Source organism: Corynebacterium sp. NML98-0116 (assembly GCF_001767255.1).
Lineage (GTDB): Bacteria > Actinomycetota > Actinomycetes > Mycobacteriales > Mycobacteriaceae > Corynebacterium > Corynebacterium pseudogenitalium.
In genome coordinates, this window is record NZ_CP017639.1 from 2,098,938 (window position 1) to 2,114,021 (window position 15,084).

At 62.1% G+C, this 15,084-nt stretch carries 9 protein-coding genes and 1 tRNA gene; 5 read left to right on the forward strand and 5 right to left on the reverse strand.

The features are described from left to right. The first annotated feature begins 10 nt into the window (after positions 1–10). The 3 genes from BJP05_RS09710 to BJP05_RS09720 are packed head-to-tail and all read left to right on the forward strand — an operon-like array spanning position 11 to position 1,756. A complete protein-coding gene (locus tag BJP05_RS09710; protein WP_070363610.1) occupies positions 11–694 on the forward strand; it encodes a glycosyltransferase family 2 protein in 684 nt (227 codons plus the stop codon). Then, the gene (locus tag BJP05_RS09715) at positions 691–1,032 is read left to right on the forward strand and encodes a DUF2304 domain-containing protein (RefSeq protein WP_070363230.1); all 342 of its coding nucleotides are present in this window, start codon (positions 691–693) and stop codon (positions 1,030–1,032) included. The genes BJP05_RS09710 and BJP05_RS09715 overlap by 4 nt, the downstream gene beginning before the upstream one ends. Next, a complete protein-coding gene (locus tag BJP05_RS09720; protein WP_240492751.1) occupies positions 1,025–1,756 on the forward strand; it encodes a thioredoxin domain-containing protein in 732 nt (243 codons plus the stop codon). The genes BJP05_RS09715 and BJP05_RS09720 overlap by 8 nt, the downstream gene beginning before the upstream one ends. Positions 1,757–1,763: 7 nt before the next feature. Here the strand turns inward: BJP05_RS09720 and BJP05_RS09725 are convergent, their stop codons facing one another. After that, positions 1,764–2,576 carry a GDSL-type esterase/lipase family protein gene (locus tag BJP05_RS09725; RefSeq protein ID WP_070363231.1) on the reverse strand — a complete coding sequence of 271 codons (813 nt, stop codon included), beginning with the start codon at positions 2,574–2,576 and terminating at the stop codon, positions 1,764–1,766. Between the two features lie 67 nt (positions 2,577–2,643). On the opposite strand from BJP05_RS09725, the gene BJP05_RS09730 reads away from it, so the two are divergent. After that, positions 2,644–4,188 (forward strand): AMP-binding protein, encoded by a 1,545-nt coding sequence (locus BJP05_RS09730; protein ID WP_070363232.1) that lies wholly within the window; start codon positions 2,644–2,646, stop codon positions 4,186–4,188. 297 nt (positions 4,189–4,485) lie between these two features. Next, on the forward strand, positions 4,486–5,145 hold the full coding sequence (locus BJP05_RS09735) for a hypothetical protein (RefSeq protein ID WP_070477328.1): 660 nt from the start codon (positions 4,486–4,488) through the stop codon (positions 5,143–5,145). Positions 5,146–5,159: 14 nt separating this feature from the next. Here BJP05_RS09735 and BJP05_RS09740 read toward each other — a convergent pair whose 3' ends face one another. The 4 genes from BJP05_RS09740 to BJP05_RS09755 form a co-directional block, all read right to left on the reverse strand. Beyond that, positions 5,160–6,722, reverse strand: a complete 1,563-nt coding sequence (locus BJP05_RS09740; protein ID WP_084028626.1) for an alkaline phosphatase — start codon at positions 6,720–6,722, stop codon at positions 5,160–5,162. Between the two features lie 205 nt (positions 6,723–6,927). Then, the gene (locus tag BJP05_RS09745) at positions 6,928–13,119 is read right to left on the reverse strand and encodes a G5 domain-containing protein (protein ID WP_070363234.1); all 6,192 of its coding nucleotides are present in this window, start codon (positions 13,117–13,119) and stop codon (positions 6,928–6,930) included. Positions 13,120–13,727: 608 nt separating this feature from the next. After that, positions 13,728–13,800, reverse strand: a tRNA-Thr gene (locus tag BJP05_RS09750). A 49-nt stretch (positions 13,801–13,849) separates the two neighbouring features. Further along, positions 13,850–15,043: a DNA polymerase III subunit delta' gene (locus tag BJP05_RS09755; protein ID WP_256365690.1), complete on the reverse strand. Its 1,194-nt coding sequence runs from the start codon at positions 15,041–15,043 to the stop codon at positions 13,850–13,852. Positions 15,044–15,084 lie beyond the last annotated feature (41 nt).

Here is a 15,084-nt window from a genome sequence, read left to right on the forward strand (position 1 = left end):
CTGCGTCAACATGAACGACGACACTTGGCTCATCATCCCCTGCTATAACGAAGGCCCCGTTATCCAGCAGGTCATTGAGCATGCGCGGGAAACGTTCCCGAACATCGTGGCCGTCAACGACGGCTCCCGCGACAATTCTGCCGACGCCATCCGCGCCGCTGGGGCCCACTTGGTCAACCACCCGGTGAACCTGGGGCAGGGCGCCGCGATCCAGACCGGGGTGGAGTACGCGCGCGCCCAGCCGGGTGCGAAGTACTTCGTCACCTTCGATGCCGACGGCCAGCACCAGGTCAAGGACGTGCTGCGCATGGTGCAGCGCCTGCGCACGGAGCCGCTCGACATCGTGGTGGGCACCCGCTTCGCCGGCCAGGACTCCTCGCAGGTCCCGTGGATCAAGCGCGTGGTGCTGCGCACGGTGGTGTTGCTCTCGCCGCGCACTCGTCGCCTCGGGCTTAGCGACGCCCACAACGGCCTACGCGCCTTCAACCTCAAAGTGGCCAACGAGATGAACCTGCGGATGAACGGGATGTCGCACGCCTCCGAGATTGTCACCCTGATTGACCAGCACAAGTGGCGCGTCGCCGAGGAACCCGTGGAGATCCTGTACACCGAGTACTCGATGAGCAAGGGCCAGTCGCTTATCAACGGCGTCAACATTCTGGCCGACACCATCGTGGCAGGGAGGCTCCCATGATCCAATTCGCACTGATCTGCGCCACCGTCCTGTTGGCGCTCTACTTTTTTGCTAACCGCCGCAAGGCGAACGCGAAGGCGTGGGTCAAGATCGGCTTCGGCGTGATGTTCGTCGCCGCCATCTGGGCGATCCTGCGCCCCGATGACGTCACCATCCTTGCCAACTGGTTGGGTGTTGCCCGCGGCACGGACCTGATGCTGTACGTGCTGATCATCGCGTTCTTCTTCACCACCATCTCGACCTGGACCAGGTTCCGTGAACAGGAGCTGCGCTACGCCAGGTTGGCGCGGGCGGTAGCATTACAAAACGCAGAACAACCAAAGGAGCACAATGAGTGATACCAAGATCCCACCACTGATGTGGGCGTTTACGGCAGTACTGGCAATCGGCACCGGAGTGGGCGGCTACGTCATCGGCGCGAACTCCGCGACACCCGCCACGGAGACCGCCCAGACTGCACCGTCTCAGGCCGCCGAAGAGCCTGCCGCCGAACCGACTATGAACGAGGCCGCCGCCGACATCGAGCGCCGCGACGCTAACGACCCAATGGCCCTCGGCGACGTCGACGCCCCCGTCGTCCTCTCCGAGTTCTCCGACTGGGACTGCCCATTCTGCATCAAGGCAAACGTTGAGATCATGCCGCAGATCATCAAGAACTACGTCGATGAGGGCAAGGTGCGCATCGAGTTCAACGACTTCGTAGTCAACGGCCAGGCCGCCGTCGAAGCAGCCCGCGCCGGCCGCGCTGCCGCCGACCAAGGCAAATTCTTCGAGTACCAGGACGCCTACATGGCAGAGGCCATCAAGGCCAAAGGCCACCCCGACTTCGACATGGAGGACTTCGTCCGCTTCGCTGAAGCCGCAGGCATGCCGGACATGGAGAAGTTCAAGGCCGACGCCGCCAGCGACAAGTACGACGCCGCCCTGCAGGACGCCAACAACCTAGCGCAGCGTGCAGGCTTTAACTCCACCCCGTCCTTCCTGGTCAATGGCCAGGAAATCATCGGCGCGCAGCCTTACGAGGCCTTCGAGCAGGCCATCGAGGACGCGCTGGCCAAGTAGCTAGTTTCTAGGAATGCGCGATGACGTCCGCGACGTGGGCGTGGCCGCGCTGGTTCACGTGCAGCGGCATGTTGCGTGGCGAAGGGCCGAAATCGACCAGCCCGGCCCACATCCGGATGTGGTCCGGGGCACACATGTTGTTGTTCCACGTGGACGGCTTCAGGTCCAAAAATTCGACACCCGCTGCGCGCGCCAGGTCCACCTGCATCCACTGCGCGGTGTCCTCCCACGCTTGCACGAAGGGCATCGGGGTGGCGTCGTGCATGTTGTTGCCCAGCTGAAACAGGCACACGCGGTCGCCCTGCGTGATCTTCGGGTAGCCGACAATCTGGATGCGCGCGTTCGGCGCCGCCGCCCGGATACGGTTCACCTGCGGCACCATCGCGTCGACGAAGGCGCGACGCACCTGCTCCGGGGACCGGCCGCCGGTCGAATAGGTGTCATTGAAGCCGGTCGAGATGATGACGCGGGCCGTTGCCGGGTTCAGGGCGCGGTCGCGCAACGCGCGGTCAACCTGCAGGGAGAAATAGGGGCCAACGCGAGTTGAAACGGTGCCGGCACAGGAGTAGTCCATTGCCCGCAACCCGAGGCGCGCAGCCGCCTGCTTGCCCCAATTCCTCGCACCGGTTGGGCACCAGACCTTCGCATCCGAGGAGCCTTGTGGCGTGGCGCCGATTTTTCCTGCCGCCCAGTCGTGGACTGTTGGGTCGGCAATGACTGAATCGCCGAAAACCACCATGTTACGCGGCTGCGCGGTGGCCTGCGCTGGCACAATGGCCAGCGCGGTCGCGACGATCGCCGCCGTCAACTTACGAAACACAAGTGCACTTCTTTCACATCTACAACAAGAACTACGCCTACTTTGCCAGATGTCATAGAATAGAGCAATGTTTCTCCGCTTTCTCAGGGCCACCCACCGCGCCGGAATGATCAGCCTCGGCAACAGCCCGAAAGCAGCGCTAGGGGTTATACCAAATCTGCTCCGCTTCCGTTTCACCACCGCCCGCGCCATCGAACAGGGCTACCTCGCCGCCCCCGAGCGCACCGCCCTTATCGACGACGCCGGCCTCCTCACCTACCGCGACCTCCGCACCCAAGCGCGCAACGTGGCCCGCTGGATCCTCAGCGTCACCGACCAGCCGCGCATCGGCGTCATCGCCCGCAATGGCCGCGGCATCATCCTGCCACTCGGCGCTAAAGGCTACACCGGCGGCTCCATCTTCCTCCTCAACGTCGGCTCCTCCACCGAACAGCTCCGCGGGTGTATCGAGGAAAACGACATCAACGTCCTCTTCACCGACGACGAGTTCCTGCCCCGCATCCCGAAGGTCACCGGCATGGTAGTGGTTGATGGGGCGAAGTTGGCGTCGATAAGTATGGGTGGCGGCGACGCCGCGCTGCCGCTGTTTCCGAAACATGGCGACATCGTGCTCATGAGCTCGGGCACCTCCGGCATCCCCAAGGGCATCCTGCGCGCCGAGCCCGCCCTCCCCTTCGTGGTCACCGGCTACCTCGAGGCGATCCCCTTCCGCGCCGGCGACACCGTCCAGACGACCGCCTCCATGTTCCATACCTGGGGCTGGTCCGCGCTCAACATCACGCTTGGGGTCGGCGGTACCATCGTTACGCAGCGTGTCTTCGACCCCGACAAGGTTTTTCGGCAGCTCGAACACTTCCGTTGCGACGGCCTCATCTCCTCCCCCATCTTCCTCAAACACATGCTTGACCTCGAGGGAGAGTACGACACATCGCGCCTGCGCTTCATAGGCACCGCCGGCAACGCCCTGACCCCACTCCTCGCCGAGCGCCTCATCGACCGTTTCGGACCCATCGTGGCCAATATCTACGGCTCCACCGAACTCGCCCTCGCCGCAGCCGCCGACGCCACCACCGTCGCCAACGACCCGACCTGCGTCGGCCGCGTCCCACCCGGCACCACCCTGCGCATCTACGACGACGCAGGCCGCGAAGTCCCCACCGGCACCGTCGGGCGCATCTTCCTCAACAACGAAACCGCCCTGCGCGGCTACACCAACCCCGACACGCCCATGGTCACTATCGACGGCCTCATCGAAATGGGCGACCTCGGGTACTTCGACAACCAGGGCCTCCTGCACGTCGTGTCCCGCAGCGACGACATGATCATCGTCGGCGGCGAAAACGTCCACCCCCAATCCGTCGCAGCAGTCCTCGAGCGCATGCCAGGTATCGACGACCTCTACGTCGGCAGCGTCGACGACCCCGATACCTTCAAACGCGTCGCCACCTGGATCGTCCGCACTGACGATCGCGCCGGCCAGGCGTTGACGGCTGCCAGCGTCCAGGATTGGGTTCGCGACCACCTCGCCGAGCATTCCATCCCCCGCGACGTCCACTTCGTCGACGCGCTGCCACGCAACGCCACCGGCAAAGTGGTGCCGCGGGAGTTGTAGCGGGCATTCGGCGCGCGGGTTAGCACGTAGCAGCCTCACATGAGACGCTCCAAATCGTTCCGGTCGAGGTCTTAGAAGCGTGCGATGCTGGTCGCCGGAAATCAGTCGGGCTGGGAGAAAATGGGCGACCTGCGTCGCACTCCTTGAACACCTCGACCGGAGCGAGTACCGCCCGGAGACCAGCCGCAAACCACCCCCACCTACCCCCGAATTCCCACGTTAACGCTGTCGCAACATGCGGTGTCGGAAACTAATCGCGTACACCTGGTACACCCACTCGACCTCAAGGAGGACACCATGAAACGTATTGTTACCTGCGCTGCTGCCACTGCGATCGCGCTCGGCACCATTGCCGCACCCGCCCACGCCGCGACGGTGAACGTGAAGGACAAGGACGGCATGTGCACTGTGCAGCTCTCGGCCGACGAGCAGCGCTTCGTCGTCTCCTGGTTCGAAGCGTCGAAGGCGATTGGGCTGCATGAGCAGGCACGCGACTTCGTGGCCGCCGTGGATACTGCTTACCCGGACGCCACGAAGCGCCCAACCAAGCTCGCCGAGAAGTACGCCGAGGCACAGAAGACGGTGAAGGAGACGAAGCCGACGAAGGAGCGCACGCTCGAGGGCATCGACCCGGCCAAGCGCCAGGTCGGTCCGGAGATGAAGCGCGCTGAGGTGCCGTTTGGCGTCGAGAAGAGTGATGAGGCGCTGTATAAGGCGTGGGCCGCCACGCCAGCTGGGAAGGTCGCCGAGAAGCAGGCAATGCTTGACGACGCCGACTCCGCCGCGGCCGCTGCCTGCGCGAAGGGCGCCCAGGCGGATGTTGCGTACCCGACGGCGGAGCCGGAGCTGAACGTGGCGGCGATTGTTGGTGGCGTGATCGCGGCGGTGCTCGCGATCATTGGCCTGATTGCCGCGCTGCCGAAGCTCGGCGTGAAGTTGCCGATGCTTCCTATGTAGACAGGTAGTAGCTGCTAGAACTTAGGCAGCTGCGTGCGCAGGTTGTCCACCAGGGATGGTGCTGCCTGTGCGATCACAGCCAGTAGACCGGCGACTCCGAGGATGGACAGGATGGCGATGAGCCACGGGGAGTCGGCGGAGGAGCCGTCGGCAGGCTTCTTGTTGTCTGCTGGCTTTTCGCCGTTCCACCACTTGTCCAGGGTGAGGCGGGCGACGGTGGTGTTGTCGATGTAGGAGCCGCGGATCTTGTCGGTGTGCTTGGTGGATGCTTCGTAGATGTCGTCGGCACCTGCGCCCTTGTACCAGAAGCCGACGAGCTGGTTGGTGTGGTTGTCGGAGTTGTAGGTGTGCTCCGGCTTGGCGCCCTTTTCGCCGCTGAGCTCGCTGTACTTGTCGGTGTCCTGCGGGCCGGCGAGGTAGCCGGTTTCGTGGTCGGCGGTGACGATGAGCAGGGTGTCCTCCCAGGAGGAGTTCGCCTCGACCCACTTTTCGACGGCCTCTACCGCGTCAAAGAAGTCGATGGTCTCTTCGATGGAGCGGCCGATGGTGTTGGCGTGGCCGGTCCAGTCGATGGCGCCGCCTTCAATCATGAGGTGGAAGCCGTCTTCGTCCTGGTTGAGGGTGTTCAGGGCGCCGAGCGACATGGTGGCCAGGGTTGGCACGCCCTTGTTGAACTCGGTCAGGTACGGGCCGACGTTCGCCTTGTCTTCGCCGTCGGAGCCTGCGCGGCCCTGCTGCAGCGTGTTGGCCACGGGGGCGAGGCCGAAGACCTTCTTGGCGTCCTTGTTGGCTGCCTTGGCGAGGGACTCGAAGTCCGCCTGGTCGGTGACGAGGCTCCAGTCGGTTTCGCCGTTGGCGACCTTGTTGTAGGTCTCCTCGGTGATGTACTTGGGGTTGAACTTGCCGGTTTTTTGGGCGTTGTCGTCGTAGAGCGGGTGGCCGGCGCCCATGATGACGGACAGTGGGCTGTCGGGCCCGAGCATTTCGTCGGCGAGCTGGGTGTAGTTGCTGCGGTTCTCGTTGTGGCCGCCCCAGCCTGCCGGGGTGGCGTGGTTGAACGGCACAGTGGACACGACGCCGGCGGCCTTGCCCTGCTTCACGGCGCGCTGGGAGGTGTTCTCCAGTTTCTCACCCTTGTGGTCGACGCCGATCTTGCCGTTGTCCGTCTTGACGCCGGTGCCCATGGCGGTGGCAGCTGCGGCGGAGTCGGTGAAGTTCTTGTTGATCCAGTCGCGGTCGCTCCACGCCTTGATTTCGTCGTACTCGTTGCCGTACTGGAAGGTGGTCATGGAGGTGTGCTTCCAGCCCTTGTCCTCCTGCTCGAAGGTCTGGACTGGTTTGCCGTCGACGTTGGAGATGCTGTTGATGCTGTTTTCGCCGTTGAGCATCCACTTGGACTGGCCAGTCTGCCACAGGTTGGCTGCTGCGACGTGGTTGTAGCCCATGCCGTCGCCGACCATGTAGATGATGTTCTTCGGCGCCTTCGGTTCAGCGGCGTGCGCAGGCGTTGCGACGACAGCGAGCGCCACCACTGCGGACGTTGCTGCAGCGGCGACACGTGGGTTGGTAAAAGCCATGAGTTTCCTTCACAGAATCAGTACTTGGTTTTAAGCCGCCGGGTTGGCGACACAACGATTCTGCGAAAGCAATGTGAGTTTCCGGAGACATTCCGGTTATGTTTGGCGCAATTTTGGGTGAACGCTGAGCGAACCCTTTCAGTGTCCGGAACGCCAAAAGGCGCCACCCGGTGTGGGTGGCGCCTTTCATTCGACTCTGCGCGGTTTACTTCTGCTCAGAAGAACCAGCCTTGGCCTTGTCGGCAGGCGTGTCGCCCTTCGACGAGCCGAGGATGGTCAAGCCGTTATTGAACCCGTCCTCCTCACAGGCCTGGGCGATCAGAACACCCAGCATGCTGACCGCGGCAATCGCGCCAAGCGCGATACCCAGCGGGCGCAGCTGCTCGCCGTAGCCAGCGAACTGACGGTTCACGGCGTCTGCCTTCGCACGCAACTCACGGACCCACTCCGGGTCTTCGTGACGGCGACCCTGCTGACCGTGGCCCCAGTCATGCTTTGGCATGGACTCCTGGAAACGGGCGTTCAGCTCAGCACCAGCCTGCTGCAGCTGCGGACCGAACGCTTCGTTCACGCCGTAGCCGATACCAGCAAGGAGGCCGATTGGCAGCAGCCACAGCAGCGGGCTGTTGACCGCGAACGCGTTCGCGGCACAGCGCTTCGCCTTCTCGGACGAGGCGTTGGCGCCTGGCTCTGCAGGAGTCGAAGGCTCGGTTGGCTTCGACGGGTCGGTCGGGTCGGTTGGGCTCTTCTTCGTGCCGACCTTGATGATCAGCTTCTGCGGAGCAACCTCGACGACACTGCCGTCTTCCTTATGGATGCGCTGACCAGGCTTACCCGGCTGCACAACCTCGTGCTTGCCCGATTCGAGCTCGGAGTCCTCAACGACCTCGTAGTCGTAGGCGACCTCCTCAGTCCAGCCGGTGCCCGCCGGTGGCTTGGTGCCAACGCGAACAACGCGCTCAACTGGCTTCTCCACCATCTCGGCGACGGGGCTGCCGTCGACAACCTTGATGGTGTAACGGCCGTCCTTACCCGCAACGTCTTCGACTTCCTCGCCTGGCTTCAGGTTCGGGTCGTAGACAATCCGGGTGGTGTAGCGGACCTTGATCTCCAGGTCGCCACCAGGCGTCGGCTGCTCAGGCTGATCCGGGTTCTCCGGATCGTTGCCCGGCTTCTTGGTGCCGATGAGGATAACGTGGTCCTGCTTCTCCACGACGGTCTCTTCGGTGCCGTCAGACTTGTGGTGGACCAGGCCTGGCTTGCCTTCCTGCTCGACCTTGTGCTTGCCAGCCTCGATGGTTGGGTCAAGTTTGACTTTCACCTCGAACGGGATTCGCTCATTCCACTCGATATCCGCAGGTGGCTTGGTGCCAACACGGATGATCTTCTCGACTGGCTCCTTCACGACCTTCACCGAAGGCTGACCCTTTTCGACGGTCACCTCAACCTTGCCGTTTGCGCCTTCCTGGTCCACGATTTCCTGACCAGGCTCGAGCGTCTCGTCGTAGATGATCTTCGTGGTGAACGGAAGCTCGACTTCCTTCGGATCGATCGACGGCCCTGGTTCATCGGTCGGAGGCGTCGGTTGCTCCGGTTCATCGGTCGGTGGTGTTGGGTTCGCAGGCTTCTTGGTGCCGACGCGGATGATCGCCTTCTTCGGCTCCTTCGTACGCTCGGTCTTCACCACAGGCTCGCCGGATGGTTTGCCGTCGACAAGCTTCTGCGTGGAGGTGACGACCTCCTCGCCGAACTCGCCCTGCTCGATGACCTGCTTGCCTTCTTCAAGGTTCGGGTCTTCGACGATCTCGGTTTCGAACTCGACCAGGCGGGTGGTCTTGGAGACGACGCTGTCGTCCTCAAGGCCTGGGCCGAACTCGACGATCCGCGGAGTCGGCTCGGTGCGAGCTGTCTCCTCCGTCTTGGCGGCCTCACCGTTGGTGCCGGTGAATGTCGCGGTAAAGGTTGCCTCGCCGTCCTTACCTTGCTGGACGACTCGCACCTCACCCGGGGCAAGGTTCAAGTTCGGGCGCAGCTCCGTCGGGTACGGAATTGGCTCCTTCCACTCCACCTTGTCGGATGCAGTTGCCTGCTTGGTACCGACCTTGATGACCTCGGTGACCGGCTCAGAGTTGGTCGTCTCGCCGCGCTTGGCATCAACAACCTTGCTGTTCTCGATCGTCTGGGTGATCTTGGTGGTCTTCTCACCAGGCTGGCCCTTGGTGACGATCTTGTACTCGCCAGCCGGAATCTCTGGGTCGTACTCAACGACGGTGTCGAACGGGATCGGCAGCTTCTCTTCCAGCTCGTACGTGCCATTGGTCATGGAACCGACACGGACGATCTTCTTCTTCGGTGCCTTGGTCTGCTCGACGGTGATGTTCGGCTCGCCGTCTGGCTTGCCATCCTTGATCTTCTGGGTCGAGGTGATCAGCTCCTCGCCCTTCTCGCCTTCCTGCTCGACCTTGGTCTGGCCGACCGGCACCGTGTTGTCCACGATGAACTCGGTCTCGTAGTTGACCTCGCGTGTCTTTGTCGACGTCAGCGTCTGGTCAGGAGTGGTCGGACCGTACTCGATGATCTCCTTGACCGGGTCCTTGGTCTGCTTCTCCTCAGGCTTCACGGAAGAATCGTCGCCCTTGGAGGTGAAGTCAGCCGTGAAAGTCTTCTCGCCAGGGACGCCCTTCTGGACGACCTTGATCTCACCCGGCTTCAGATCCTTGTTCGGACGCGTCTCAACCTCGAACGGAACTGGCGCCTTCCACTCGACCTTCTCAGAGGTCTCGGACGGCTTGGTGCCGACCTTGATCACCTGATCGACAGGCTGCTCGGTGACCTTCTCCTCGACGGTAGCTTCGCTATCCGGCTGGGAGTTGGTGACCTTCTGGGTCACTGTGGTGGTCTTCTTACCCGGCTTACCTTCGGTGACTACCTCGGACTTGCCAGCAGGCATGTTCGGGTCGTATTCGATTTTCACACCGAATGGAACCTCAGACTCAACGGTCTTCTTGGTCTCACCGGCGGTCTTGGTACCGACGCGGATGATCTGCTTCGTGGGCTCCGCGGTGCGCTCAGTCTTCACGACCGGGTCGCCGGAAGGCTTACCGTCAACAAGCTTCTGCGTGGAGGTCACGGTGTCCTCACCGAGCTTGCCCGCCTGATCCACCTTTTGCTCACCTGCCGCGAGCGTGTCGTCGAAGACAACTTCGGTCTCAAACGGCACTGGCTTCTTCACAGTGGTCACGAGCTCGCTCGGAGCAACGCCAGGACCGTATTCAATGATCTGCTTGACCGGAGTCTTGGTCTCCTTCTCCTCCGGGGTAACCGTGGCCTCATCACCCTTGGAAGTGAATTTGGCCGTGTAGGTCTTCTCTCCCGGAACACCTTCCTGGACAACCTTGACCTCGCCCGGCTTCAGCTCCGGGTTCTCTCGCAATTCAGTTTCGAACGGAGTAGGTGCCGTCCAAGTCACGTCCTTGGCACTCTCGGCAGGCTTGGTGCCGATGACGACGACCTCGTTCGTCGGCTCCGTGGTGCGCTCCCAGGTGCCGTCCTTGTGCATCTTTTCTGCGCCCGGCTTGCCCTTGGTTTCAACCTTGTACTCGCCGGCAGGGATGGAGTCGTCGTACTTGTACTCGACATTGAACGGTACTTCACGCGTCGGAAGGCCGAGGACGTTGACGACGGCGTATGCAATATCCGTAGAACCGTCTTCGTAAGTCACGGTGACCGGAATCTTGACTTGCGTGCCCGGCTTTGCATCCGCAGGTGCGGTTGCAGTGATCTGGCCATTGTCGTCAATGCTGACATTCCAACCAGCCGGAACATCGCCCAGCTTGTAGGGGTTTTCCTTCGCGACGTTGACGTCCTCCGGCTTTTGAAGATCAACTGGCAACGTTGCAGCTTCACCCGGGTAGACGGTTTCCACGGGGTATACCGGCTCAGCTTCCCAGCTGTTGGTGTGCTTCACCACAGTGGTGACGGGGACCTCTGGGCGGGAACCGTCCGGAGTCTGGACCGTAACCGTGATGGTCTTCTTGTCACCCGGCTTAGCGGTTGCCGGCGGGGTGGAAGACACAACACCGGTCTTCGGGTCGATGGTGTACTTCCAGCCGTCGACTTCCTGCTCCGTTACCGGATTGCCGTCCTCGTCGTTACCGAAGGAGTACGTCGAGTCTTGCGGCGCACCCGTTACCTGGTGGTCAACAGCCTGGTTCGGGCCGGTGACCTGCACGTTGTACTGCGGGGCGACGTCGCCCTTGATCACAACGACGGTGCCCTTCACCTTCTGCGGGTCAGCGCCATCGTAGTAGGCGAGAACCGGTACATCCAGGATGTCGCCTTCCGGCGCATCCTTTGGGATGGTCGTGGTGATCTTGCCGGTGTTTTCGTCAATCTTAACGGTCCACGTCTTGCCCTCTTTACTTGTGAGGGTAATCGTGGTTTGACCGTTCTCGAAGGTGTAGCGCTTCGGAACCTCGTCAGAGGTGTTACCGCTGAGGCCACGCTCAGGAACGTTCGGGATCAGGCTGACCTTGGCGTTCGGCTTGTTGGTCACCGTATCGTACTCAGGGACCTTGATGTCCACGATCGCCTGGAACTGGGTCTCAATCTCATCGTCGGTGCCATCCGGGTAGGTGGCCTTCACCTTCGGGGTGATGACGGTGCCCGGCGCAACAGAATCGTCTGCCTTCGCGGTGACCTTGCCGGTCGCATCGACCGTGACGGTCCAGCCGGACGGTACGGTGTCCGGGTCAACCTCAAACTTTGCTGGGTGGACTGGCTTGTGGCCCTTCATGATGGACTTGGTGCCCACCTGCGCGGTGAGGTCCTCACCGATTTTGCCCTTGGTCAGCCCCGGGCGTACCAGGTCGGTGACCTGGGTGTTGTTCGGGTCAACGACCACCAAGAGCTGGAGAACATCGGTGGAGCCGTTGGAGTACTCCAGCGTGATCTTGGGCTGCGCGAAGGTGCCTGGCTTCGGGTTTTCCGGTGCGGTGACGGTGACGTTGTAGTCCTCGTCCATCTCGACGGTCCAGCCCTCGTAGACGTACGTTTTATCCAGGGCGACCTTCGCCTCGAAACCGCCGTCGCCCTTTTTCTTCGCCAGCTCCTTGATCAGGTCAGGGGTCTGGGTGAAGGTGACCCTCTGCGGCTCGGTAGCCAGCGGTCCGGTAGCGCTATCGACGCCGGAAATGATCGTGGCGTCAACCTTGTCATACCGAGGGTTATGTTCATCCGTGTTATCCAGGGAAAACGCCTGGGAGCCGATGACGTTCGCCTTGTTGTAGCGTGTCAGCGAGTTGGAGCTGTCGAAGACTTGAGTGGTGCCAAACTCATTGTTGTTCTCACCAGCGGCCTGGAGCTGGTCCACGTTACGCGGCTTCGCCAGAACGGAGAAGTTCACGTTCTTGTCAGTTGCCAGGTCGGTACCGCGGTACTCGGGCCAGGTGAAGTAGATATCGCCGGTCTTGCTGTCGATACGCAGGAGCTGCTCGCCGCCGGATGCTGCCGGGTCCGTGGTGCCGATGAACTTGCCGTTGCCGTCGTAGGCTTCCACGACCATGCGGGACATGGAGTCATCCGTGCCACCGCCGGTCACAGCAGGAACGTTGATCTTACCGACCTTGGATACTTCTCCAGGGACAATCACGTGGTTCTCGGATACATCGGGAGTATCCCACGACACCGTGATCGGGTTACATTCAATGTTCTCGCTCGGCCACGGGTTTACGACGGCCGTGAAGAGCACGCTGCCTCCCTGGGTTGCCCTTGGTCCTTTAGGGTTTTCCTGCTTATAGTCACCCTGCCAGGCGTAACGTACCGGGTTCGCGGCAGTGGCCTCAGCGAACTGCTTGACTTTCGCATCGGTCAGTTTCGCGACAAGGTTGAGGTTTCGCTGTCGCCCAGAGCCATCAATCACGAGGGTTTCGTCGGCTTTGTGTGTGACTACCTTGTCGACGAGGGTCAGACCCGCATCCATGGCGGGAATTTGAGCCGCATCGAGGTACCCGCCCATAAGGCCTGAATTGGTAAAGCTCCAATCAGCGAACGTGCGGTCCTTCGAGTTATCGAAGGAGACACTCAAGCCCCACCGGGTTTTCGAGGGGCTGCTCCCGCTTGGTTCCAGGGTGTTCCAGCTGAAACCAGCCTGACTGCCATCCGGCTCGACACTTTCGATAACACACGAGCCGGCCGGCAGGTCAGAGGCCTTCTGGGCGTCCTTCTCCACCGCGCCGGACTTCTCGCGGATACCGCCGGACATGGTGGCGGCCACAGCGTGCGGCGCCAGCGGGCCAGGGGCGACGACGCTCAAGCCTCCGAGTGCGAGCGCGATCGCGGATGTCGCCGCGATGCCAGTAGACGTTGACTTACGTAAACGCCGAGATGATTCGGCCATTAATTTACTCCTCATAATTGCTTCAGAAGAAACTGATAAAAACAACCAGCTTCCTGAATCTGGTGTAAAAGTGCCACTGACATGGTATTTCCAGCAGTAGATAGCTATCTATTCTAGTGAATAGGTATAACGGATGTCGATATAGAATTCACAGCACCCCCACCGCGAACGTCCATGAAACCAGAAAAACACCCCGCGTATTCGCATTTTCCGTACGGGCGGGGGTGCGTTTATTTTTCTCGCCAGACTGGCATCTGCAGTGGTGGAAACAGGGAGTGAGCAAAGAGGGCGGCGATACATGGGCGAGACCTACCACACACCAGAAAGCACGCTAAATGTGCCCTATACCTATGAATATAAGTCACGCTAAGGTTTCGTAGCAGGGCACGCTGTCGCTGACCGGTTCGACTGCAAAAGGTTCCCGGTTCCGCGAACTATTTTGGTCCCGGCCCAGGCTTTCTGCGCTTTCTCGTAACGTTTTACCAAGTCGTCGAAGTGGTCATCTGAAATAATTCCAACGAACGCGCTGGTACGGGAGACGATGGGCTTTGACACCCGCGCATAACAAAACCCCAGCTAAAACCGTGTTCTAGCTGGGGTTTTCCCTGAGCCACCTGCGAGAATCGAACTCGCGACCTTCTCATTACGAGTGAGACGCTCTGCCGACTGAGCTAAGGTGGCAACGCTGCACAATATTACAGCACCGCCAAGAATCCACGAAACTACCAGGTCAGCGGGCTTCGCAGGCGAGGCGGATGTGGCCGAGCATCCCGTTGAACGCCACGACGGGGCTCACTTGCTGTTGGAGGCGCAGTCGGCATTGGGCGATGGCGTCGAGGCACGCCACGAGCCCCTCGGGGCGGACCTTCTCGGCGAGTTCGGCGGCCAGCGGCTGGAAGTCGGGGTGGGTCAGTGAGACCTGGGCGTCGGACTGGACGGCGAGGGCGTCGCGGTAGATACCGGCGAGGTCCACGAGGATGAGGTCGAAGACGTCGCGCTTGCGGCGGGTGCCGCGCGCTTTCTGGCTCGCCTCGAGCGCTTTGACGGAGGCGGACGCCCCACGCAGCGCCTTCGCCGCTCCCCTGCCCTTCGCGCCGACGCCGAGGGCCTGCTCAAGTTTGGCGCGCTCCTCGGCGTCCTCCTCGGCGTAGTCCTCGACGGCAGTTTTCTCCGTGGCCTTCACCAGGGAGGCGACGGCCTGGAAGGCCTGGGCGCCGTGGAAGACAAGCTCGGCAAGGTTGATGGCTTGGGCGCGGCGGATCTGCACGGACTTGTCGTTGACCATTCGTCGCGCTCGGCCCACGTGGCGCAGGGTGGTGGCGGCGGCAAGCCGAGCGTCGGACTCCGTGGCGCCCTCCTCCTGCATCAGGATGCGCACCACCTCGTCCTCGGAGGGCGCGGGGATATAGAGGTGTCGGCAGCGGGAGCGCAGCGTCTGGGAGAAGTCCTCCGGGTCCGTCGACGGCGCGCACAGAATAATGACGGTGTGGGCTGGGGGCTCCTCCACCGTTTTCAGCAGCGCGTCGGAGGCGTCCTGGCCGAGGCGGTCGGCGTTCTCGATGATGAGGACGCGCCAGGGGGCGACCGTCGGCATGCGGGCGGCCTGCGCGATGTACTCGCGGGTCTCCTTCACCTTAATCGTGAGTTCCTTGGGCACCACGTGCATGACGTCGGTGTGCTGGGAGGACAGCGCGTCGCGGCAGCCTTTGCAGCGCCCGCAGCCGATCTCGTCTGGGTCCGTGCACACCAGCGCAGCCGCGAACGCGAGCGCCGCGTTGGAACGCCCCGAACCGGGAGGCCCCGTGAACAGCCAGGAGTGCGTCATCGCGCGCGCGTCGCCGATTCCCCGGGCGGCCGCGGCAGCGTTCATGATGACCTGCTGGACGGAGGGGGCGTCGGCAAGTAATTGACTCACGGTAGGCACAAGCCCCAAGCGTACAGCAGGGCGAAAACCCGCTAAAGTGT